This is a genomic window from Aequorivita sp. 609, from assembly GCF_014212065.1.
Classification (GTDB): Bacteria; Bacteroidota; Bacteroidia; order Flavobacteriales; family Flavobacteriaceae; genus Aequorivita; species Aequorivita sinensis.
The window spans coordinates 147,923-170,539 of the sequence record NZ_JACJVM010000002.1 but is presented as its reverse complement, the minus strand read 5'-3'; the positions used below and the strand labels follow the sequence as shown (position 1 = coordinate 170,539).

The following is a 22,617-nucleotide window of genomic DNA, read 5'->3' as shown; positions in this document are numbered from 1 at the left end:
TAGCGGGCGTGATGAATAAATTTTTGTGTTATTCTTCAAAAGGAGAAATCTACTTTTTAAGTTTCAACTCTTTTTCGGTTATAAATTGTGTGCATTTGCAATGCTTATTTTACCTTAGCCAAAATTTTTTATTCAATGGAAATTTTATCGAAATACAACACACTTCTCAATCAAAATCTTGAAAAAGCAGTTTCTCAAAACGAGCCAGCTCAACTTTACGATCCTATTAAGTATATTCTTTCATTAGGAGGTAAAAGAATTAGACCAGCACTAACGCTGATGGTTTGTGATTTTTTTGGTAAAGATTATAAAGAGGCTTTATCTGCAGCAATGGCAGTAGAGTTGTTCCATAACTTCTCGCTTATTCACGATGATATTATGGATAACGCGCCTTTACGTAGAGGTAAAGCAACTGTTCACGAAAAGTGGGATGTAAATACAGGTATTCTTTCCGGTGATGCTATGCTAATTTTAGCATATAGATTTTTTGAAAATTACAATCCGAACACATTTCAGGATTTAGCTAAACTTTTTAGTGAAACTGCTTTACAAGTTTGTGAAGGGCAACAACACGATATGGATTTTGAAACTCGTGATGATGTTTCGTTAGAAGAGTACATTAATATGATAGACCATAAAACCGCTGTCTTGGTTGGAGCGGCTATGAAAATGGGAGCTATTGTTGCTGATGCTTCTGAAAGTGATAAGGATAAAATCTATCAGTTTGGGAGAAATCTTGGAATTGCATTTCAATTACAAGACGATTACTTAGATGTTTTTGGTAACCCAGAAACATTTGGGAAGCAAGTTGGTGGCGATATAATTGCAAACAAAAAAACTTTTCTTTACCTAATAGCAATAGAACAGAGCAGTAAAGTTCAAGCTGAAGAATTGGAACATCTTTACAGTATTAATCCAAAAGATCCAGCTGATAAAATCTCAACAGTTAAGGATATTTTTGTTAACTCTGGAGCGGCGAAAGCTACTCAAGTTGAAATTGAAAAATACAGTAATTTGGCTTATTCTGTGTTGAACGAAATAAACATTACTGATGAGAAAAGAGAAATGCTTCGTCAGTTTGGAAATAGCTTGATGGAGCGAAACGTTTAAAAATACACTCTTACAAATGGAGCAAAGGCACTCCCGTAAATGCTTTCATCTTTATCAAAAAGTACATCGTATCGAACTCCCATAGTAAAATTATTACTTCGGAATCCAGCACCGAGATATAGGGCAGGATACCAATAATTTCTTGTTACATCGGGGCTACCTATATATTTATAAGTTCGGTTTACGTTTAATTCTTCAAACTCTGCTGAAAGCTGAATTTCAGGAATTACGTTATAAAGTGCGAGCACACTTCCACCTAAAATAGTTGCAGAATTGTTATTTTTTAAACTTGCATAAGTTCCTGTAAGTGCTACTCCTGCAGAAAATTGATTGTTAAATTGATAAATAGCACTTGGAGCTAGCGTACCGCTAAAGTAACCGTTTCCAAAATTTAAACCCACGCCACCACCAAATCGCACATGGTCCCAAAAGTTGTACTGTTTCTCCTGAGCATTCGCATTATTTGAGTAGAATATTACTAAAATTAGTAATAATTTAGCAATTAGTCTATATACTGTCTTTTCCATTATGAATACTTTATGAGTTTCAAACAATAAATATATGAAATCGAGCCGCCTATTGTGCTTAATTATTGTAAATTTGTACCGTTTTATTTAAAAGACCATTTGTATATTTATCATGGATAAATTTTCATTCTTAAACGCGGTTCATCCATCTGTAATCGCAGAACAATACGAAAAATATTTACAATACCCAGATAGCATTGAACCAAGTTGGAGAGCATTCTTCCAAGGGTTTGATTTTGGCTCAGAGCCAGGAAGTCAAGAATTCTTTGCGGATTCAGGAGTTGCTTCAACAGATCCTCAGGATTATGATCTAGGTGCAATTTGTGCTGATGTAATTAAGGAATTCCAAGTAATAAAATTAATTGATGCCTATCGCACAAGAGGGCATTTCTTCACAAAAACAAACCCAGTTAGGGAGCGTAGAACTTATACCCCAACCTTAGATATTGAGAATTTCGGACTTTCACAAGACGATTTGAAAGCGAAATTTAGAGCGGGAGAAATTATTGGTATAGGGGAAAATACTCTTGAAGAAATCATCACGCACCTTAAGAGAATTTATTGCGAATCTATAGGTATGGAATATATGTTTCTTCGTAAACCCGAAGAAATAGATTGGATTCAGCAAAGACTAAATGCTAACGACAATCAGCCAAACTTTACTGTAGACCAAAAGAAGCATATTCTTAAAAAGCTTAACGAGGCAGTATCTTTCGAGAATTTCCTTCACACTAAATATGTGGGGCAAAAAAGATTCTCTTTAGAAGGAGGTGAAAGCTTAATTCCAGCTTTAGATACTCTTATCGAAAACGCAGCAGAAAGAGGTGTTGAAGAATTTGTAATGGGAATGGCTCACCGTGGTCGTTTAAGTACTCTTACAAATATATTCGGAAAAAGTGCAAAGAATATTTTCAGTGAATTTGACGGTAAAGATTACGCACTCGATATTTTTGATGGAGATGTTAAGTACCACTTAGGTTGGACTTCAAAACGTAAAACAGATTCAGGAAAAGAAATCAACTTGAACATTGCGCCAAACCCTTCACATTTGGAGACTGTTGGAGCAGTAGTTCAGGGTATTGCACGTTCTAAACAAGACGACCATCACAAAGACAACCCAAGCAAAGTATTGCCAATAGTTGTTCACGGTGATGCTGCAATTGCTGGTCAAGGTCTAGTTTATGAAATTGTGCAAATGGCACAGGTTGACGGTTATAAAACAGGCGGAACAATACATATTGTAGTAAACAACCAAATAGGTTTTACTACAAACTACCTAGATGCACGTTCATCTATATACTGTACTGATGTTGCTAAAGTAACATTATCTCCAATACTTCACGTAAACGCAGATGACGTAGAAGCTGTAGTTCACGCAATGAACTTTGCACTTGACTTCAGAATGGAGTACGGTCGAGATGTGTTTATTGATTTATTAGGTTATAGAAAATACGGACATAACGAAGGTGATGAGCCTCGTTTTACACAACCTAAACTTTACAAAGCAATTGCTAAGCACAAGAATCCAAGAGATATTTATGCTGAAAAATTGATTAGTGAAGGGGTAATCGATAGCGAATACGTTGCTAAACTAGAAAAAGAATACAAGGATAAACTAGAGGAAAATCTAGAAGACTCAAGAAAAGAGGATAAAACAACCGTTACTCCATTTATGCAAGATGAATGGGATGGTTACGAATATTCTGAAGATGGTCAGATGTTAGAGCCTGTTGACACTACATTTGATTTAAAGATGCTTGATGAAATTGCTGAGGTAATTACAGCGCTTCCAAAGGATAAGAAATTCCTTAAGAAGATAGCTAAGCTTATTGAGTCTAGAAAAGAAATGTACTTTGAGAAGAACAAACTTGACTGGGCAATGGGTGAGCTATTGGCTTATGGAAGTTTGTTGAAAGAAGGTCACGATGTAAGAATGAGTGGGCAGGATGTAGAACGTGGAACTTTCTCTCACCGTCACGCAGTAATAAAAGTTGAAGATAGCGAAGAAGAAGTAGTTCTTTTAAACAACTTAAAAGGCGATCAAGCTAATTTCTATATTTACAACTCATTGCTTTCTGAGTATGGAGTTGTAGGTTTCGATTATGGTTATGCTATGGCTAGCCCTAATACATTAACCATTTGGGAAGCACAATTTGGAGATTTCAGTAATGGAGCTCAAATTATGATAGACCAATATATTTCAGCTGCTGAAGATAAATGGAAGCTTCAAAATGGTTTGGTAATGTTATTGCCACACGGTTATGAAGGCCAAGGTGCAGAGCACTCATCGGCAAGAATGGAGCGTTACTTACAATTATGTGCTGTAGATAATATGTTTGTTGCAGATGTTACAACACCAGCAAACTTATTCCACTTATTGAGAAGACAAATTAAAACTAAATACCGCAAACCATTAATTGTATTTACTCCTAAGAGTTTACTGCGTCATCCAAAAGTAGTTTCTACTAAGGAGGAATTTGCAAATGGTACATTCCAAATGGTTATTGATGATGCGGAGGTAAAAGCGTCAAAAGTAAAATCATTGGTATTTGTAACAGGTAAATTCTATTACGACCTTCTTGATAAAAGAGAAGAATTGAAAAGAGATGATGTTGCGTTGGTAAGAATTGAGCAATTATTTCCACTGCCAACCGATGAGATTAATAAGATTATTAAGAAGTATAAAAATGCAGACGATATAGTTTGGGCACAAGAAGAACCTAAAAATATGGGAGCTTATTCTTATTTAATGATGCATTTTGAAGAAGCTAAAAACTTTAGAGTTTGCAGTAGAAAAATGTATGCTGCTCCAGCTGCAGGAAGTACTGTTCGCTCAAAAGCAAGACACGCTAAAGTAATTGAAAACGTGTTTGATAAAGACATGAAGTAAGAATTATGCTTACTTTGTAAATAATAAAGTAAAAACATTTAAATTTATTAGATTAATAAACGAAGGTTTATATAAAACAGAAATAATATGGCATTAGAAATGAAAGTCCCGTCTCCGGGAGAATCCATCACAGAAGTTGAAATTGCCGAATGGTTAGTAAGCGATGGCGATTATGTGGAAAAAGATCAAGCAATCGCTGAGGTAGATAGTGACAAGGCAACTCTTGAACTTCCGGCAGAAGCGAGTGGAATCATTACTTTAAAAGCTGAAGAAGGTGATACAGTTGAAGTAGGGCAGGTGGTTTGTATTATTGATACAGACGCTGCAAAGCCAAGTGGCGGAGATGCTCCTAAAGCTGATAAAAAAGAAGAAAAGAAAGAAGAGGCTCCTTCTAAACCAGCAGCTCCAAAGGAAGAAGAAAAGAAATCTTACGCTACAGGTACTCCATCTCCAGCAGCTAAAAAGATTCTTGACGAGAAAGGAATGTCTTCTAAAGATGTAAAAGGAAGTGGACGCGACGGTCGCGTAACTAAAGACGACGCTATTAAGGCAACTCCATCTATGGGTACTCCAGGAACAGGAAGCCGTGGAAGCGAGCGTAAAAAACTTTCTATGTTACGTAGAAAAGTTGCAGAACGTTTGGTTTCAGCTAAAAATGAAACAGCGATGCTTACTACTTTTAACGAGGTAGATATGTCGCCAATTTTCGAATTAAGAAGTCAGTATAAAGAACAGTTTAAAGCTAAACACGGAGTAGGATTAGGCTTTATGTCTTTCTTTACTTTGGCAGTTGTTCGTGCATTAGAGCTATACCCAGATGTAAACTCTATGATTGACGGAGATTATAAGATTTCTTACGACTTTAAAGATATATCAATTGCCGTTTCTGGACCTAAAGGTTTAATGGTTCCTGTAATTAGAAATGCTGAAAATTTAAGTTTCAGAGGTGTTGAAGATGAAGTGAAGCGCCTTGCACTTAGAGCTAGAGATGGTCAAATAACTGTTGATGAAATGACAGGTGGTACGTTTACAATTTCTAACGGAGGAGTTTTCGGAAGTATGCTTTCAACTCCAATTATCAACCCGCCACAATCTGCAATTTTAGGAATGCACAATATTGTTGAACGCCCTATTGTAAGAGATGGAGGAATAGTAGTAGCACCTATTATGTTTGTTGCACTTTCTTACGACCATAGAATTATTGATGGCCGTGAATCAGTTGGATTCTTAGTTGCAATTAAGGAAGCATTAGAAAATCCAGTTGAGTTATTAATGAATAACGATGTGAAAAAAGCGTTAGAATTATAATCTAACGAATAGATATCTATTAAAAAATCCGGCTATTGGCCGGATTTTTTTATTTGTAATAATTAATATATAAGATTGAAAAGAACAACCTTATAGTAATTTTTCATGATTTTCTTTCGCCCAAATAAGCAAACTATTGGTTTTAGCCTCTAAGTTTAATTTGTTGATAATATTGCTTCTGTGTTTTTCCACCGTTCTGTAGGATATAAATAGTAGTGAAGCTATCTCTTTATTAGTTTTGTCAATTGCAATAAGCTTCAGAATCTTTTTTTCTGAGGGCGTGAGCTTTTTTAAATCATTGCTTTCAACAGGATTAATGTCAATCAGCTCCATGATTCTATTACTGAAAAAAGGTTCCCCCTTAGACACGGTTTTAATGCAATTTTCAATTTCATCTAAAGCAAATTCTTTTAAAATATATCCGAATATATTCAGTTCTTGTGCTTTTTGATAAAGCTCCTTCTCCTTATGAAGAGTGATAAGTACAATTTTTGTATCAACACCTTCTAGGCCTTTGCATTTTTGTGCAATTTCAATCCCAGACATATACGGCATTTGTATGTCGATAATGGCTATGTCGGGATTTTCCTTCACAATTAAGTTGTAAGCTTCCCTTCCGTCATTTCCACTACCAATTAAATTATAGTTTTTCTCAATCAAAAAATCACTTAACCCTTTTAATAATAAAGGGTGGTCATCTGCTATAATAATTGAATGTTTATGCTTTTTCATAATGGTAGTTGAAATTCTAATAATGTTCCAAAGTCTTTTTTTGAAGTTACTTTCATTTGCCCTTTTAGAAATTTAGTGCGTTCTAGTAACGTTTTTAACCCAAGAGATTTTAAATCTTGGTATTTGTCAGTAAAATCAAAACCCACACCATTGTCGCGAATAGAAATAAGTATATTGTTTGACAATATTTTAATAGAAACTTTCCCAGCTTCAGCATTTGCGTGTTTTATAATATTACTTAAGCTTTCTTGAACTATTCTATATATGTTGACCTCCTCTTCTTTAGTAAATAAATTATCTATATTATCTATTTCTGAAGAAATGAAAAGGGATGTGTTTTCATCTATTTGCCTAATTGTGTTTTCTATGGCTTTGGTAACTCCTAGTTCTTGAAGGTGAAATGGGTGCAAGTCTCTTGATATGCTTCGTACTTCTTCAATAGTATGATTCACCATTTCTTTAACTTCTGGGGTGCCTTTTTTAATCAGTTTGTTTTTTATGAGTAGTAATTGTTGCCCTATTCCATCGTGTAAATCTTTCGATATTCTGCGACGTTCTTTTTCTTGAGAAATAAGTAATTCCTGACTGAATTTTTCTTGAAGATCTTTATTACTTCTTAAATGTATTTGATTCCGATATAAAATAACCACTCCGAAAGCTAGGATTAAAGCTATTCCACCAAAAACCATTGCTTTTTTAAAAATTTCATTGTCCTTTTCTAGTAAGCTAATGTTTGTGTTTTTTTCAATTAGTTCTTTTTCTTTTTTTTCAGTTTCATATAAAGAAAGATAGTAAGCTAATGCATTTGCGGTACTTCTATTGTAAATGGAATCTTTTATTAAAGATGCGGCGCGGTTACTTTCGATGCTTTTTCTGTACTCTTTCATATCAAAGTAGATTTCTGATAAGAATTTGTAAGAATTCATTATATCGTCTTCAGAATTAATGCTTTGTGCGATTTCTAAACACTGAACGGCAAATTTTTCAGCTTCTTCGTAATAACCTGTGGTTTGTAAAAATTTAGCCTTTGCACCTAAATATTTAATTTTTGTTACTTGGTCTTCAAGAATGTCAAGTTTTATATTTTCTAATAGGTTTAAATGAATGTTTGCCTCTTTAATCTGGAATCGCTCGCAGTAGTAGTTTACAAGACTTGAGTGAATGTTTATAAATACAGTTTTATTAGACTTTTCATTATCAAAGTTTTCTACCGCTAAAAGCAAAGATTTAAATTCAGCATTTTTATCGCCCATTTTGTGGTAATCAATGGCTTGATTATAGTACTCTTGAGATAAGAAGGAGTTTAATTTTAATTTTCTAATTTTCTCTATTAGGGCATTTCTTTCTGTTTTTGCTTTTTCATAAAAACCATTTCTACTAAACATATTAATGATTCCTTGCTGAGCAGTAATCATACAGTCGTACTTTTTTTGACTTTCAAAAATCGAATATGCCTTGTGTAGGTCTTCCCCTGCAAGTATGAATTTTCCTAAACTTGAGTATGCTTGCCCGCGATAATAATGTGTTTCTGCAATACTAAGTGAATCGCAATAAGAGAAATTTAAAAATGCTTTATTGTAATCGGAGATTGCTTTATTAGCATCAACTTGTGTGTTTGCCATACCTCGTTTTAGATATAAACCTCCAAGTAATAAGCTGTCGTTTATTTTATACTTTCGCGCGAGAACGCTGTTTATAACGGTTATTGCGTTTAAAGGGTCGTTGCGAAAGTTTGTAAGTGGACGTTGTAGATCGATCGCTTTTTTAGCAGCAGATTCTATAAAGTCTAGTTCTTGAGCTAATTTAACGTATTCAATACTGTATTGAATAAAAGCATCGATATTAGTCTTCTTATTTAGGGAAATAAGACTGTCTAAAGTTGCTAACTTTTCAGTTCTAGATTGTTCGATTTGAGCAAATCCAGAATACTTAATTTCATGCGCGTTGAATCCCCAAATGGGGGATAACGCAATAATAATAAAAAATATAGCTAGGTTCTTGAGCACGTTTATATTATCATCTATTTACTATAAATGTACTTAAAAAAATACAATAATTCTTTTAGTTAAAGACTCGGTAGCTTTATATAAAAGCAATTTCTTCCATAATCGATAACTGCGCGATTCTTTTTTAGAAAATCGGCTCCAATAATACCGTGAATAGGTCCTTCTTCAACTTGTGCTAATGCTGCGTTTACATGAGTGAGATCAAATAACACAAAATCCATATTAGAAATCTTCCAATTCTTAAATGCAAAAATGTTTTTTCTGGAAAGCATAGTTTCCATGTTTATAGCTCCGGCACCAGCAGCTTTAATCATGCTTTCTTCACTAATAAGTTTAAAGTGAGTGCTGTTTTTGAAGCCTACACAACTGGTAGAAGCACCAGTGTCTAAAATGAAATCGCCTGAAACACCATTTATTTTAGCCGAGAACAAATAATGCCCTGTTGCTAATTTTTTAAGTGGAATGCGATAAAAACCTTGAGTTTCAAGAAATTCTCGTAAATGCATCAATTTTTTTGCTCAAAGATAGTAAACAAAATAAGTAGCTTTGCAGTTATGATGACAGATACCCATACCCATTTATATAGTGACGCCTTTTCTGATGACCGAGCAGATATGATGCAACGTGCATTTGATGCAGGGGTTACACGTTTTTTTATCCCTGCAATAGACTCAGGTTTTACCGAATCTATGTATGATCTAGAGAAGGAATATCCCGAAAATGTTTTCTTAATGATGGGCCTACACCCAACTTCAGTTAAAGAAAACTATAAAGAAGAATTAGCTCATGTAGAAGAACAGTTTGAAAAACGAGATTTCTTTGCTGTTGGCGAAATAGGAATTGATCTTTATTGGGATACTTCTACATTAGAAATCCAAAAAAAAGCGTTTAAACGCCAAATTCAATTAGCAAAAAAATACAAACTGCCTATAGTAATACACTGTCGTGATGCTTTTGATGAAATTTTTGAAGTTTTAGAAACTGAAAAAAGTGGAGACCTCTTTGGAATCTTCCATTGCTTTACCGGAGATTTTGAACAAGCACAAAGAGCTATTTCATTTAATATGAAATTGGGGATAGGTGGTGTAGTTACATTTAAGAATGGAAAGATTGATACTTTTTTAAACCAAATTCCTTTGAAACATATCGTTTTGGAAACCGATTCGCCTTATCTTTCTCCGGTTCCTTATCGAGGAAAACGTAATGAAAGTAGTTATTTGGCCTTAATTTGTAAAAAACTCTCAGAGTTATACAATATTTCTGAAGCAGAAGTGGCTCGTATAACGACTGAAAATTCCAAAGCGGTTTTTAAAGTTTGATGACTAAGAGCCTTATCGTGAAACCTTTTAAATCGCAACATCTTATTTTTCATTTAAAAGCTTAGAGATTAATATGAAAACCCAACCTAACATACTCCTTATATATACAGGTGGAACTATCGGGATGATAAAAGACTTTGAAACTGGTGCTTTGCGCAATTTCAATTTTGATGAATTATTAAATCATATTCCCGAACTTAAATTATTAGACTGTAATATTACTACAACCTCTTTTCCTGAACCCATTGATAGTTCTAATATGAACCCTAAGTATTGGGTAGATATAGCTACTATTATTGAAGAAAACTATGATGAAATTGATGGGTTTGTAGTATTGCACGGTAGCGATACAATGTCATATACGGCATCGGCCTTGAGTTTTATGTTGGAGAATTTAGGAAAACCTGTGGTTTTTACTGGTTCCCAACTTCCAATTGGAGATTTACGTACCGATGCAAAAGAAAATTTAATTACTTCCATTCAAATTGCATCGTTACGAGAAAAGGGCGTTCCGAAAATTGCGGAGGTTTGTCTTTATTTTGAGTACAAACTATATAGAGGAAATAGAACAACTAAGATTAATGCAGAGCATTTTGAGGCTTTCGAGTCGCCAAACTATCCAGAATTGGTTCAAAGTGGGTTGCATTTAGTGGTTAATAATCAAGCGCTTTACAAACCAAACCGCAGAAAAAGACTTAAAGTTCATAAAACGATGGAGAGCAATATACTGTTGGTTAAGATTTTTCCAGGTATAGATGAGTCAACTATTAAGTATTTATTCGATTATCCTGAAATGAAAGGTTTAGTTTTAGAAACCTACGGTGCAGGTAATGTAACTACTGAAGAATGGTTTATCAATTCGCTTAAGAATGTTATAAAAAGAAGAGTTCCGGTAATAAATGTAACCCAATGCACTGGTGGAAGCGTAAACATGGGTCTTTACGAAACTAGTACAGAGCTTAAAAAAATGGGGGTAATTAGTGCAAAGGATAGCACTACAGAAGCTGCATTGGCTAAATTAATGTACTTATTAGGTGAAAATGTATCTCCAAATAGCTTCAAAACTATATTCGAAACCTCATTAAGAGGAGAAATGCAGTAAATTAATCTGTTATTTTTTTTTATGGCGTTGATTTTTTTTTGATATTTGGCACTCGTTAAGCGGAAGCACCTTTTTTTGTAACTAATAAGTAGATGTTCGATTCGAATATTTGAAATAAATTTTTGCTTCAGATTTGTTCTGAGCTAAAAAACATTTTTTAGAGAGGTGGCCGAGTGGTCGAAGGCGCACGCCTGGAAAGTGTGTATACGCCAAAAGCGTATCGAGGGTTCGAATCCCTTCCTCTCTGCGAGTATATTTTTGCATTATTAAGGTAATGAAAGAGCGTGCTCTAGCAACTAAATAAAGTAGAAATAAATGCAATAGTAGCAACGATAGACTTGATTAAGATAATTAACAGATTTCAATCAAGAAAAATTGATACTATATATAAGTATAAAAGTTCATTAAAATTTAAAAAGGAAGCTGATATTAACCTATTTAGGGTGGATTGGAAATTCCTTTTTAGTACATATTAATATTCTTGTAGATTAACTAAATTATTTTATATCTTTAAACCTTTAACTAAAAACAAACTTTAAGTCGATAGCAATGAAAAAATTATTTTCTATTATGGCGCTCGCCGCAATGGTATTTGTAGGCACGTTAAACGCAAACGCTTCAACAGCGCAAACATTACCAACAAGCTCACAAGCTTTGGTAGCAGCAGCAACAGTATCTTTTATTCAGGACGAAACGGCTTCTGCCGATGTTGCTGATAAAGGATTCCATCAAGAATTAAAAGAACGTTTCGTAGAGGGTGGTCCTGGATTTATGGGGGTTGTACTTCTATGTTTAATTCTAGGATTGGCAATTGCTATTGAAAGAATTATCTACCTTAACCTTTCAACAACCAACACACAAAAATTAGCTCAGGATGTTCAAGACGCACTAAACAGTGGTGGTATAGACGCTGCTAAAGAAGTGTGCAGAAACACAAAAGGTCCTGTTGCATCAATTTACTATCAAGGTCTTGATAGAGCCGACGAAGGTATAGACTTAGCTGAAAAAGCTGTAGTTGCTTACGGAGGTGTTCAAATGGGACAACTTGAGAAAAACGTATCATGGATCTCTCTATTTATCGCTATTGCACCGATGCTTGGTTTCATGGGTACTGTAATAGGTATGATTACTGCGTTTGATAAAATTCAAGCAGCTGGTGATATGAACCCTTCTCTTGTAGCTGGTGGTATTAAAGTTGCACTTTTAACAACTGTATTTGGTTTGATCGTTGCGATTATCCTTCAGATTTTTTACAATTACATTATCGCTAAAATCGATAGTATTGTAAACAGCATGGAAGATGCTTCTATCACTTTAATCGATATGTTGTTCGATTACAACTCAAAAAAATAAATTTAAACAAACCACAAGATGGCATTACATAAAATATTAAAAATTGTAGCATTGCTTTTAAGCGTTGCGGGAATTATTTTTCTTGCAATGATCATCTCAAAAGGTGATACTGCAGTCGCTGAAACTGGCGCAGGAGTAGATGGCTTCTTGTATGTGGCCTATATCACTTTCGCTTTAATCTTAGTATTTGTTCTCTTCTTCGTTCTTAAAGGTATTTTTGCCGGAGATGTAAAGAAAACATTACTATCAGTAGGAGCATTCTTACTTATTGTATTAATCTCTTATGTTTTAGCTGAAGGCACTCCAATGGCAATGCGTGAAGGCGATATGCTTTCTGCAAGTGGCTCAAAATGGGTGGGTACAGGTTTATATACCTTTTACATCTTAGGAGTTTTAGCTATTGCAGCAATGGTATTTAGCGGAATCAAAAAACTAGCAAAATAATGGCAAGAAGAGCAACACCGGAAGTAAATGCTGGGTCGATGGCAGACATCGCCTTCCTATTGCTTATCTTTTTCTTGGTAACTACTACCATCGAAAAGGATAGTGGGATTGGAAGACAGTTGCCGCCTAAAGAACCGCCAACGGACGAACAAGTAAAGATTAAAGAAAAGAACCTCTTTATCGTAAATGTTAACCGAGAGGATCAATTGCTAGTTGAAGAGAAACTAATGGATCTTAAAGACTTGCGTCAAGCAGCAATTGAATTCTTAGATAATGGTGGAGCACCTGCTGGAAGTCCAGAATACTGCGACTATTGTAAAGGAAGTCGTAATCCTGAATCTTCAGATAACCCTGATAAAGCAGTAATATCTGTTCAGAACGATAGGCTTACTTCTTATAAAATGTATATCGCTGTTCAAAATGAATTGGTGGCAGCATACAACTATTTAAGAGATCGGGAATCACAAAGGCTTTATGGCTGGAAGTTTACCGAAATGACCAAAGATCTAGATGAAGGAAAGATTAAAGGTGAAGTAGCAAAAGAACAATTGCAAGAAAAATTGCAAACAATTCAAAAGCTATTCCCTCAAAAGCTGTCAGAAGCTGAACCTAAAAAATCTGGATCATAATATTACAACTATGTCAAAGTTTAGAAAGAAAAAAAGTAATGAATTACCGCCTGTAAGTACAGCATCTTTACCGGATATTGTATTTATGCTTCTATTCTTCTTTATGGTAGTAACTGTACTGCGTGATGATAATTTATTGGTTCAAAATAAATTACCTAAAGCAGACCAAGTTGAGAAATTAAAGAAAGATAGATCGGTGTATATTTATGCTGGAAAACCTTCAGCTCGTTACCAAGAGAGTTTTGGTACTGAGGCGAAAATTCAAATAGGGGATAAGTATACAGATATATCTAACATTAAATTCGCACTTACTGAAGCACGTCAAAAACTTCGTCCTGAACTTCAGGATAAAGTAATGGTTGCTCTTAAAGTAGATGAGGAAACTAATACAGGAATGGTAACAGACATTAAGCAGGAATTGCGTGATCTTAATATGCTTAAAATTATCTACATCACTACTCCAGGTAATGAGTTAGACTAAGTATAACAACTTTTATAAATAAAAACGTCTCATAATAATGAGGCGTTTTTTTGTTTCCAAGATTCTGAAAATACGTTTATCTTTATCGCTATGAATAAAATTCTCACATTCCTTTTTATTCTTACGGGACTGGCTGCTTTGGCGCAAGACACATTGCCACGTCCTGTGGTAGATTCAGTTTATAGAGAGGATCAATTCTATTTGGGGGTTACTTATAATGTACCATTAAATCTTCCTTCAGGGGCATCTACAAGAGGATTGACAGGTGGAATTCATTTTGGATTTCTAAGAGATATGCCCATCAATAAGCAACGTAATATTGCAATAGCCGTGGGACTTGGTATCGCATTAGATCAGTACGGTCAAAATTTGTTTATAGGTGAATCGCTAAATGATGAAACTATATTTAAGGTTTTAGATGAGGATGTAGACTATTCACGAAATCGCTTTAATACCAGTATAATTGAGGTTCCTTTTGAATTTAGATGGCGAACATCTACTCCAGAAAAATATGCTTTTTGGCGTGTTTATCCTGGGTTTAGAGTAGGATATGCCTTTTGGTATAAATCTACATTTAAACAGCCTGGAAATAACGTTAACCAAACTAAGATACCCGAATTTAACCCTTTGAGATTAACGGCTACCCTGAGCGCTGGTTTTAGTAATTTCAACCTCTTTGCGGCCTACGGTATAAATCCTTTCTTCGATAATGCTAAGACTGTTGATGGTGAGCCTTTTGAATTCCGATCTCTTAAATTGGGTATAATATTTTTTATACTATAACCAAAAGTTGAATAGTATAAGTTGAGGCAATGCTCCAATAAAAAGTCCAAGCATTAATTCGCGATAATCGTGAGCCTTAGCATTTAAGCGAGAAGAAGCAACCCAGCCATTTACAAATAGAAAAAAACTGATTGAGACTAATAAGTTGATTTTAAAATGTGCGCTAATTCCTACCAGAAACATTAGTATACCTGCTACTCCCATTTGGTGTAAACTTATTTTTACTTTGAAAAACACCATTATTAGAGCGCTAAAAGTAGAAAACAGGATACCGACTATAAAGTAATACAATTCCGGATCGTCGTAAATGTCAAAAACCATTTTAATGATTAGCAACAACAGAATGCACTGAATCATTAAGGGGAACTTTCGCTCTTTTACGTTTCTTAAATAAATAGTTTCAACTGCTCCTAAGTTTTTCAACAAGAAAAATACTACCAAGGGAATCAAAACAGTAATAATGGTTATAGCTAAAAGCTCGGCTCGAACTATTTCTGCATCTACATACCTAGGGGTAACATTGTAATACAATATAACACCCAATAGCGGCATCAAAAGAGGGTGAAAGATATACGAGGCACTTTTAAGAAATAAATTCATCAGATTTCTTTTCGAAGTCTTGCTACTGGCAGATCCAATTGTTCGCGATATTTAGCAATAGTACGACGTGCAATTGGATAGCCCTTTTCCAATAAAATTTTCGCAAGCTTATCATCTGTAAGTGGTTTGCGCTTATCTTCTTCGGAAATAGTTATTTCAAGTATTTTTTTAATCTCTCTTGTGGAAACATCTTCACCTTGATCATTCTTCATCGATTCGCTGAAGAATTCCTTAATCAACTTTGTTCCGTAAGGGGTGTCAACATACTTACTATTAGCAACTCGTGACACAGTTGATACGTCCATATTAATCTTATCGGCAATATCTTTTAAGATCATTGGCTTAAGCTTTCGTTCGTCACCGCTTAAGAAATACTCTTCTTGATGATGCATAATTGCATTCATAGTAATGTAAAGAGTTTGCTGACGTTGTTTAATAGCGTCTATAAACCATTTTGCGGCGTCTAGCTTTTGCTTAATGAACATAACAGCATCTTTCTGTGCCTTCGATTTTTCTGTGGACTCCTTGTAGCCCTTGAGCATATTTTTATAATCGTGGCTAACGTGAAGTTCGGGTGCGTTTCTTCCGTTTAAGGTTAAATCTAACTCTCCATCCACAATTCTTATAGTAAAATCGGGAACTACGTGTTCAACTATTCTATTGTTACCAGAATACGTTCCTCCTGGTTTTGGGTTTAGCGCTTCAATTTCGTGAATTGCTTCACGGAGTTGGTCTTCAGTAATATTTAATTTTTGAATTAATTTCTTATAATGCTTTTTGCTGAATTGGTCGAAAGAGTCGTCTATAATATCAATTGCTAGTGCAATAGAAGGGGTTTGTTCTTTTCGCTCTAACTGAATCAACAAGCACTCTTGTAGGTCCCGAGCGGCAACACCTGCTGGGTCTAATTCTTGAACTACTTTCAGAACTTTTTCTACTTTATCTTCGGTAGTGTATATATTCTGAGTAAAAGCAAGGTCGTCTACTATGTCCTGTAAATCACGACGGATGTACCCACTTTCATCAACACTACCAACTAAGAAAATTGCTATTTCCTTTTCTTCTTCATTTAATCTATAGGTGTTTAACTGCGTCATTAGGTGCTGCGTAAATGAGGTTCCGGCCGCATAAGGCATTTGTTTCTCCTCATCGTCTGCGCTGTAATTGTTTGCAGAAAGCTTATAGCTTGGCACTTCGTCATCACTAAGATAATCGTCAACGTTTATATCGGTTTCGATTACTTCGTTGCCTTCGTCGTATTCCTCGTTGCTGAATTCGTCATCAAACTCATCGCTTTCCTCTTTGCCACCTTCAAGAGCTGGGTTTTCTTCCAATTCCTGCGCAATTCGTTGTTCGAATGCTTGCGTAGGTAATTGAATCATCTTCATCAACTGTATTTGTTGAGGAGATAATTTTTGGGATAGTTTAAAATTTAATTGTTGCTTTAACATGGTTATAAATACTACATCATAAAGTTAAAAAAAACTAGCTACTAAAATAATTAAGTAGCTAGTTTTAATACAATCTTATGTTATTATAATTAGAATTCTGCGTTACCTGGAGTTCTTGGGTAAGGAATTACATCGCGAATGTTCCCCATTCCTGTTGTAAACTGTACTAAACGCTCAAATCCAAGCCCAAAACCACTGTGAACAGCAGTTCCAAACTTACGTAGATCTAAGTACCAATATAGTTCTTTTTCGTCAATGTCCATTGCGGCCATTTTCTCCTTCAATACATCAAAGCGTTCTTCACGCTGAGACCCGCCAACAATTTCTCCAATTCCAGGGAAAAGTACATCCATCGCGCGAACCGTTTTTCCATCGTCGTTCAAACGCATATAGAAAGCTTTAATTTTTGCAGGATAATCAAAAAGAATTACTGGGCATTTAAAGTGTTTTTCAACTAAGAAACGCTCGTGCTCACTCTGTAAATCTGCACCCCATTCTTCAATTAGATATTTGAATTTTTTCTTCTTATTTGGAGTAGAGTTTTTAAGAATATCTATCGCTTCGGTATAACTTACACGTTTGAAATTGTTGTCTAAGATAAAGTGTAGCTTTTCACGAAGTTTCATATCGCTACGTTCATTTTTCGGTTTGCTCTTTTCCTCTTCCAACAATCTATTCTCTAAGAATTCAAGATCGTCAGCACAATTATCTAAAGCGTATTTTACTACATATTTAATAAAGTCTTCAGCTAAATCCATATTCGCATCCAAATCGTTGAATGCAACCTCTGGCTCTATCATCCAAAACTCAGCTAAGTGGCGGCTAGTATTCGAATTTTCTGCACGGAATGTTGGTCCAAAAGTATAAACTTTACCAAGTGCCATTGCGTAAGTTTCAGCTTCTAACTGTCCGCTAACAGTAAGATTTGTTTCTTTTTCGAAGAAATCCTGCTTGTAATCTATATTTCCATTTTCATCAAGGGGTGGATTTTTAGGGTCTAAAGCCGACACGCGGAACATTTCACCTGCACCTTCAGCATCACTACCTGTAATAATAGGTGAGTGCATATAGTTAAATCCGTTTTTCTGAAAATATTCGTGTACTGCAAATGCAAGTTTTGAACGTGTACGCATTACGGCACCAAAAGTATTGGTTCTAATACGTAAATGTGCTTGCTCGCGTAAAGTTTCTAATGTATGTCTTTTTGGTGAAAGGATAGTAAGTTTTACATCTTCAGGTTTTGCTTCCCCTAAAACAGTAAGTTTTGATACTTGAACTTCTACTTTCTGACCTTTCCCTTGACTTTCTACAAGTGTTCCTACAACTTTAATTGCTGCACCAACAGTCACCTTTTTTAGAACTTCATCTTCAAAATTTTCAAAATCCACTACGCATTGAAGCGTATTAATTGTTGATCCGTCATTTAGCGCTATAAATCTGTTACTTCTAAATGAGCGAACCCAACCTTTTACAGTTACTTCAATGTGGGTTTTTTCGCTATTCAGCAATTCATCAATAGTTTTGTGTCGCATGGTCATATTTTAAGTGGAACAAAGATACTTTTAAATAAAATTCCATAAAAGTAAAAGCACCAAATTCCAAATTGATAAGGTTTTGTTTAATGTGTAATTGAATTTGCTATTTTAATTTTTCATCATTTTCTTCATCCTCTCCATCAGATAAAATTTCAATAGCAGGCTTTTTCATAGTTTGCTTATTTGCAATGCTCTTTTCAAGGGAAAGCAACAGCGTAGGCAACAATAACAAGTTGGATAACATAGCAAAAAGAAGCGTAATTGAAACTAATGCTCCTAATGCTACTGTACCTCCAAAACTAGATATTGTAAACACTGAGAACCCAAAAAACAGTACAATAGATGTGTAAAACATACTTACTGTAGTTTCGCGCAGTGCACCATATACCGATTTCTTGATTTTCCAATTATTTGCAATTAGCTCTTGCCTGTATTTTGCCAGGAAGTGAATAGTATCATCTACCGAAATCCCGAATGCAATACTAAATACCAAAATAGTAGATGGTTTTATAGGAACCCCAACAAACCCCATTACACCTGCGGTTATTATTAGCGGGAGCAGGTTAGGGATTAACGAAACAATAATCATTTTGAAGCTTCGGAACATCCAGGCCATAAATAATGCAATTAAGAAAATTGCAAGTGAAAGGGAAAGGATAAGGTTGTTTACCAAAAAGTGAGTTCCCTTTTGAAATACCAATGCTTTTCCAGTAACAGTAACGTTGTATCTTTCTTCAGGAAAAATTTTGACGATTTCAGCATTTAGATCTTCTTCTATACGGTCGAATCTATCTGGTTCCGTATCCTTCATAAAAGTTGTGATACGTGCAAACTGCCCTGTACTATCTACGTAGCTGCTAAGCATATTTGTATCGGTATTACTGCTTTTTGCGTGAGAAAGAATAAAACTTCGCTCTTGACTATTAGGAAGTTGATAGTAGTCAGGATTTCCGTTGTAGTAGGCTTGCTTAGAATATTTTACCAGTTCTACTACCGAAATCGGTTTAGCAAATTCTGGAATTTCCTTAATATGTTCTTGTAGCCTGTCAATTCGTTTTAAGGTAGCAAGGTTCATCACTCCCTTTTTCTTTTTGGTGTCTACCATTATCTCTAATGGCATAATACCTTCGTATTCCTTTTCAAAAAAACGAATATCGTCAAAGAAGCCAGTGTTTTTAGGCATATCTTCAATTAAACTACCAGAAATCTTGATGTTATAAATGCCAATAATACTTGCGCAAAGAAGTAGCAGTGCCGTAATGGAAATGGTAATGCGTTGTTCTTTTACCATGCGCTCAATCCAATTCACAAAACTGTTTATCCACGTTTTGTTCAAGTGTTTTAGGTGCTTATATTTAGGCACCGCCATATAGCTATATATAATTGGAATAATGAATAAACTCAATAAAAAAATCGCCACTATATTGATAGAAGCTACAATACCAAATTCTCTAAGCAATTCACTATTCACCAGAATAAAAGTAGCAAAACCTGAGGCAGTTGTAAGGTTGGTCATTAAGGTTGCATTCCCCACTTTAGCAATAACGCGTTGTAACGATTTTGCTTGATTTCCGTGAAGTTTTATTTCCTGCTGGTATTTATTGATTAGGAAAATACAATTTGGAATTCCAATTACGATAATCAATGGAGGAATTAGCGCTGTAAGAACAGTAATTTCATACTGCAGTAACCCTAAGAATCCAAAGGCCCACATTACCCCAATTATCACGGTAAACATTGAAATAAACGTAGCGCGCCAAGAGCGGAAAAAGAAGAAAAATATCAGGGAGGTTATAAATAGTGCCGCCCCAATAAATAATCCGATTTCGTCAATAATACTTTGTGAGTTGAGTGTACGGATGTAGGGCATGCCAGAGGTATAAACCTTTACACCAGTATCTTCTTCAAACTTTTTGATAAGTGGAATTAAATCGTCAACCACAAAATCTTTTCTCGCTGCGGTATTTACGATGTCCTTTTTCATATAAATAGCCGAGCGAATAGACTGTTTGTCTGGGCTATAAATTAAACCGTCATAAAATGGAAGCTTGTTAAAGAGTTCGTCTTCATACCCTGCTAAATTTTCACTGGTAAAGATTGAATCTCTTATAAAGGGTACGAGTTCGAAACCTGTGGTATCGGTTCTCTTTTGAAGTTTTTGAAGGTTACCTACCGAAAGTGTGAGTTCTACCTCATTAAACTTCCCGATGTCTTCAGAAAGTTTATTCCACGCTTTAAATTTTTCAGGTGTGAAAATAGACGAATCTTTCACGCCCATCACGATAAGGTTTCCTTCTTCGCCAAAATGCGAAAGGAATTTATTGTACTCAAGATTTATTGGGTGGTCATCTGGCAGTAGATTGGCTTCGGTATATGTAAAGCGCATGTTTTTCCACTGAAGTGCAAGAAGTACTGTAATTGCGGCAATTACAATTAAAATCCATGTTCGGTTACGCAAGATAAATCGTGCAACCCAACTCCAAAATCCGATGCTAAAAAGTTTGTTCAAAGCAATTTTTTAAAGATTCCGCAAAGGTAAGGATTCCCCATAAGTAGGCGATTTATTTTTAAGGGTATTTTGGAGTATCTTAATGCGTTAGAAGAATTGTTTTAGAATTTGTTTAGATTTACGATTATAAGAGAATAAGGTAGTAGACTACATGTATTTTTCTAATAACCATTGATTTAAAATGCAAAAAGAAGTTTTAATATTTGAAAAGAGCGGGTTTCCATCGATTAAAATATTTGATAAGCATTTTGAAATCAAAGCGATTGACCATTGGGCATACAAATCTTTTACGTATTCTGAAATAAAAGAGATTTTTCACTATAACCCAAATAAAACATGGTGGAGAAAACTCTACATCCAAATGTCATATACAGCTCGAATGTTTTCTAATAACGAACCTAAAATATTAAAAGTGTTATTGAAGAATGGTGGAGAATGGACTTATAAAACCTCTTCCATTTACGACCCTCAATTTAGGAAAGCTCTCAATGTGATAGGTGGAAAACTATGTTAAAGCTCTATTTTTCAGCTAACGAGATTTATTACTAAACTTTCAGATTGAAAGTAAATTTAAATGATATATTGTCTTCAAAATTTGGTAGGCTATAATAGCCATATCTATAGGCAAAGCTAAGTCCGAAACCAAGTGCTATTTTATTCAGTTCTAATCCTGCTTCGTTATACGGATGGTCTAAAGTGTTGAAAGGAATACCGAAATGACGGTCTGTATCCTTCATATCTCCAATAGCGTGACGAGAGATTAACACCAATTCTGGATTCCATTTTTCAGCTAATCTAAACCTCCTAAAGGTATGCTTCATTTGAAGCATTGCTAATTTATCGGAGTAAAATTCTCCAAAATACATCGTTTCAAAACTCTGTACACCTGCTACAGAAAAACGTTTTATAAGTGTTTCTTTAATAGGTTGGTTTGGAAAAGCGTGAAATAAATGCGTTAAAGGCAAATCTCCCGTTGCAATTTCACTTTGAAGTATGAAACTGGTAGAAGAGAGGTTTTTTCGTTTTATTTCGTAATCGAGTTTAAGTCCAAATTTGGCGTAATTAAAATCACTGCCAGCTACGTCTTTAAATCCTTTTGTAATTTGTGTGCTTACTTTAGGAAGTCTATCGGTTGTCACTCTATTTCCGTCGTCGTTTACTATAGTGTCTGTCTTTAATTTTATGCGGAAAGATAGAATTGCTTCTGCCAATTTGTATTGGTTATATGTCTTTCCTTCATCTATAAAATAGTAGTCTTCAAAATTGTTTACGTCTGAATGTGCTACGCGGAATTCGGTCAATATACTTGGAGATAATTCACTTTGTATATTGGCTTGCCACTCTTTATAGTCGTAAAACTCAATAACATTTAAAAGTCTTGGTTCAAATAGCGAGTAAAATCTTGCATCGGTTAGGAAGTCATAAGAACCAATTTCTTTAATGTCATCGGTATAGTACAAGCTTATCCAGGTTTTTTTTTCTTTGTTTACTCTTGCACTTCCACCGAGGCTATATTTAAATTCCTTGTCTTTAAACCCATAGGCAACATAACCGCCAAATCTATACTTTTCAAAAAGCTTGTCATTGGTAAGTCCTCCTACACCAAGGCGTAATCCTTCGTGATTGTTGTACTTTACGAGGGTTTTTAAATCGATATCGAAAAAACCAACAGGGAAATATCCAGTAGTAAGGGGATATCCTTTTTCTTTAGAGAATTCTAAAAAAGTTTTTTTAATTCCCGTTACAGAATCGTTATTTGTTTCATTGTTTACTTGCGCAATAGCAGTGACTCCTATTAAAAAGGAGAATAAAAATAAAATCTTACGCATAGGTGTAAT

Annotated in this window: 20 protein-coding genes and 1 tRNA gene; 12 read left to right on the top strand and 9 right to left on the bottom strand. The window is 35.0% G+C overall.

All coding sequences use genetic code 11. The annotated features are described in order from the left end of the window. Positions 1-135: 135 nt before the first annotated feature. Positions 136-1,110 (top strand): polyprenyl synthetase family protein, encoded by a 975-nt coding sequence (locus H4O20_RS00775; RefSeq protein ID WP_185097961.1) that lies wholly within the window; start codon positions 136-138, stop codon positions 1,108-1,110. Here the strand turns inward: H4O20_RS00775 and H4O20_RS00770 are convergent. Further along, positions 1,107-1,637, bottom strand: a complete 531-nt coding sequence (locus tag H4O20_RS00770) for an alpha-ketoglutarate decarboxylase (RefSeq protein ID WP_139856160.1) — start codon at positions 1,635-1,637, stop codon at positions 1,107-1,109. The two genes, H4O20_RS00775 and H4O20_RS00770, sit on opposite strands and share 4 nt — an antisense overlap. A 112-nt stretch (positions 1,638-1,749) precedes the next feature. On the opposite strand from H4O20_RS00770, the gene H4O20_RS00765 reads away from it, so the two are divergent. Beyond that, complete coding sequence (locus H4O20_RS00765; RefSeq protein ID WP_185097960.1) at positions 1,750-4,527, top strand: 2-oxoglutarate dehydrogenase E1 component; 2,778 nt, start codon at positions 1,750-1,752, stop codon at positions 4,525-4,527. 87 nt (positions 4,528-4,614) lie between these two features. Next, entirely contained in the window at positions 4,615-5,835 is a 1,221-nt protein-coding gene (gene odhB, locus H4O20_RS00760) for a 2-oxoglutarate dehydrogenase complex dihydrolipoyllysine-residue succinyltransferase (protein WP_139856158.1), read from the top strand. Between the two features lie 90 nt (positions 5,836-5,925). On the opposite strand, the gene H4O20_RS00755 is transcribed toward odhB, so the two are convergent. From H4O20_RS00755 to H4O20_RS00745, 3 genes are read right to left on the bottom strand one after another with little or no spacing between them, the layout of a single operon-like run. Continuing rightward, complete coding sequence (locus tag H4O20_RS00755; protein ID WP_139856157.1) at positions 5,926-6,567, bottom strand: response regulator transcription factor; 642 nt, start codon at positions 6,565-6,567, stop codon at positions 5,926-5,928. Beyond that, a complete protein-coding gene (locus tag H4O20_RS15285) occupies positions 6,564-8,573 on the bottom strand; it encodes an ATP-binding protein (RefSeq protein ID WP_185097959.1) in 2,010 nt (669 codons plus the stop codon). Before H4O20_RS15285 ends, H4O20_RS00755 begins: the two co-directional genes overlap by 4 nt. Positions 8,574-8,632: 59 nt before the next feature. After that, the gene (locus H4O20_RS00745; protein ID WP_185097958.1) at positions 8,633-9,079 is read right to left on the bottom strand and encodes a retropepsin-like aspartic protease; all 447 of its coding nucleotides are present in this window, start codon (positions 9,077-9,079) and stop codon (positions 8,633-8,635) included. Positions 9,080-9,127: 48 nt separating this feature from the next. Here H4O20_RS00745 and H4O20_RS00740 point away from each other — a divergent pair, with 48 nt between their 5' ends. The 8 genes from H4O20_RS00740 (at position 9,128) to H4O20_RS00705 (ending at position 14,684) form a co-directional block, all read left to right on the top strand. Next, positions 9,128-9,892, top strand: coding sequence for a TatD family hydrolase (locus H4O20_RS00740; RefSeq protein ID WP_185097957.1), 765 nt, complete (start codon positions 9,128-9,130; stop codon positions 9,890-9,892). Positions 9,893-9,965: 73 nt separating this feature from the next. Then, positions 9,966-10,994 (top strand): asparaginase, encoded by a 1,029-nt coding sequence (locus H4O20_RS00735; RefSeq protein WP_139856155.1) that lies wholly within the window; start codon positions 9,966-9,968, stop codon positions 10,992-10,994. A 159-nt stretch (positions 10,995-11,153) separates the two neighbouring features. After that, positions 11,154-11,241: transfer RNA gene (locus H4O20_RS00730), tRNA-Ser, on the top strand. Between the two features lie 302 nt (positions 11,242-11,543). After that, complete coding sequence (locus tag H4O20_RS00725) at positions 11,544-12,347, top strand: MotA/TolQ/ExbB proton channel family protein (RefSeq protein WP_139856154.1); 804 nt, start codon at positions 11,544-11,546, stop codon at positions 12,345-12,347. Between the two features lie 18 nt (positions 12,348-12,365). Continuing rightward, positions 12,366-12,791, top strand: coding sequence for a hypothetical protein (locus tag H4O20_RS00720; RefSeq protein ID WP_185097956.1), 426 nt, complete (start codon positions 12,366-12,368; stop codon positions 12,789-12,791). Beyond that, complete coding sequence (locus H4O20_RS00715) at positions 12,791-13,420, top strand: biopolymer transporter ExbD (RefSeq protein WP_139856152.1); 630 nt, start codon at positions 12,791-12,793, stop codon at positions 13,418-13,420. Before H4O20_RS00720 ends, H4O20_RS00715 begins: the two co-directional genes overlap by 1 nt. Positions 13,421-13,430: 10 nt before the next feature. Beyond that, positions 13,431-13,901 (top strand): biopolymer transporter ExbD, encoded by a 471-nt coding sequence (locus tag H4O20_RS00710; protein ID WP_139856151.1) that lies wholly within the window; start codon positions 13,431-13,433, stop codon positions 13,899-13,901. 90 nt (positions 13,902-13,991) lie between these two features. Beyond that, complete coding sequence (locus tag H4O20_RS00705; RefSeq protein WP_185097955.1) at positions 13,992-14,684, top strand: porin family protein; 693 nt, start codon at positions 13,992-13,994, stop codon at positions 14,682-14,684. On the opposite strand, the gene H4O20_RS00700 is transcribed toward H4O20_RS00705, so the two are convergent. The 4 genes from H4O20_RS00700 to H4O20_RS00685 all read right to left on the bottom strand — a co-directional run bounded on the left by H4O20_RS00700 (position 14,679) and on the right by H4O20_RS00685 (position 20,779). Beyond that, positions 14,679-15,284 carry a hypothetical protein gene (locus tag H4O20_RS00700; protein WP_185097954.1) on the bottom strand — a complete coding sequence of 202 codons (606 nt, stop codon included), beginning with the start codon at positions 15,282-15,284 and terminating at the stop codon, positions 14,679-14,681. The two genes, H4O20_RS00705 and H4O20_RS00700, sit on opposite strands and share 6 nt — an antisense overlap. Continuing rightward, complete coding sequence (gene rpoN / locus H4O20_RS00695; RefSeq protein WP_185097953.1) at positions 15,284-16,735, bottom strand: RNA polymerase factor sigma-54; 1,452 nt, start codon at positions 16,733-16,735, stop codon at positions 15,284-15,286. The genes H4O20_RS00700 and rpoN overlap by 1 nt, the downstream gene beginning before the upstream one ends. Positions 16,736-16,824: 89 nt before the next feature. Next, positions 16,825-18,267: an asparagine--tRNA ligase gene (gene asnS, locus H4O20_RS00690; protein ID WP_185097952.1), complete on the bottom strand. Its 1,443-nt coding sequence runs from the start codon at positions 18,265-18,267 to the stop codon at positions 16,825-16,827. A 106-nt stretch (positions 18,268-18,373) separates the two neighbouring features. Next, positions 18,374-20,779, bottom strand: coding sequence for an RND family transporter (locus H4O20_RS00685; protein ID WP_185097951.1), 2,406 nt, complete (start codon positions 20,777-20,779; stop codon positions 18,374-18,376). 181 nt (positions 20,780-20,960) lie between these two features. Between H4O20_RS00685 and H4O20_RS00680 the strand changes: the two genes are divergently transcribed. Then, complete coding sequence (locus H4O20_RS00680) at positions 20,961-21,293, top strand: hypothetical protein (protein ID WP_185097950.1); 333 nt, start codon at positions 20,961-20,963, stop codon at positions 21,291-21,293. A 31-nt stretch (positions 21,294-21,324) separates the two neighbouring features. Here the strand turns inward: H4O20_RS00680 and H4O20_RS00675 are convergent, their stop codons facing one another. Next, entirely contained in the window at positions 21,325-22,608 is a 1,284-nt protein-coding gene (locus H4O20_RS00675) for a DUF5686 family protein (RefSeq protein WP_185097949.1), read from the bottom strand. Positions 22,609-22,617 lie beyond the last annotated feature (9 nt).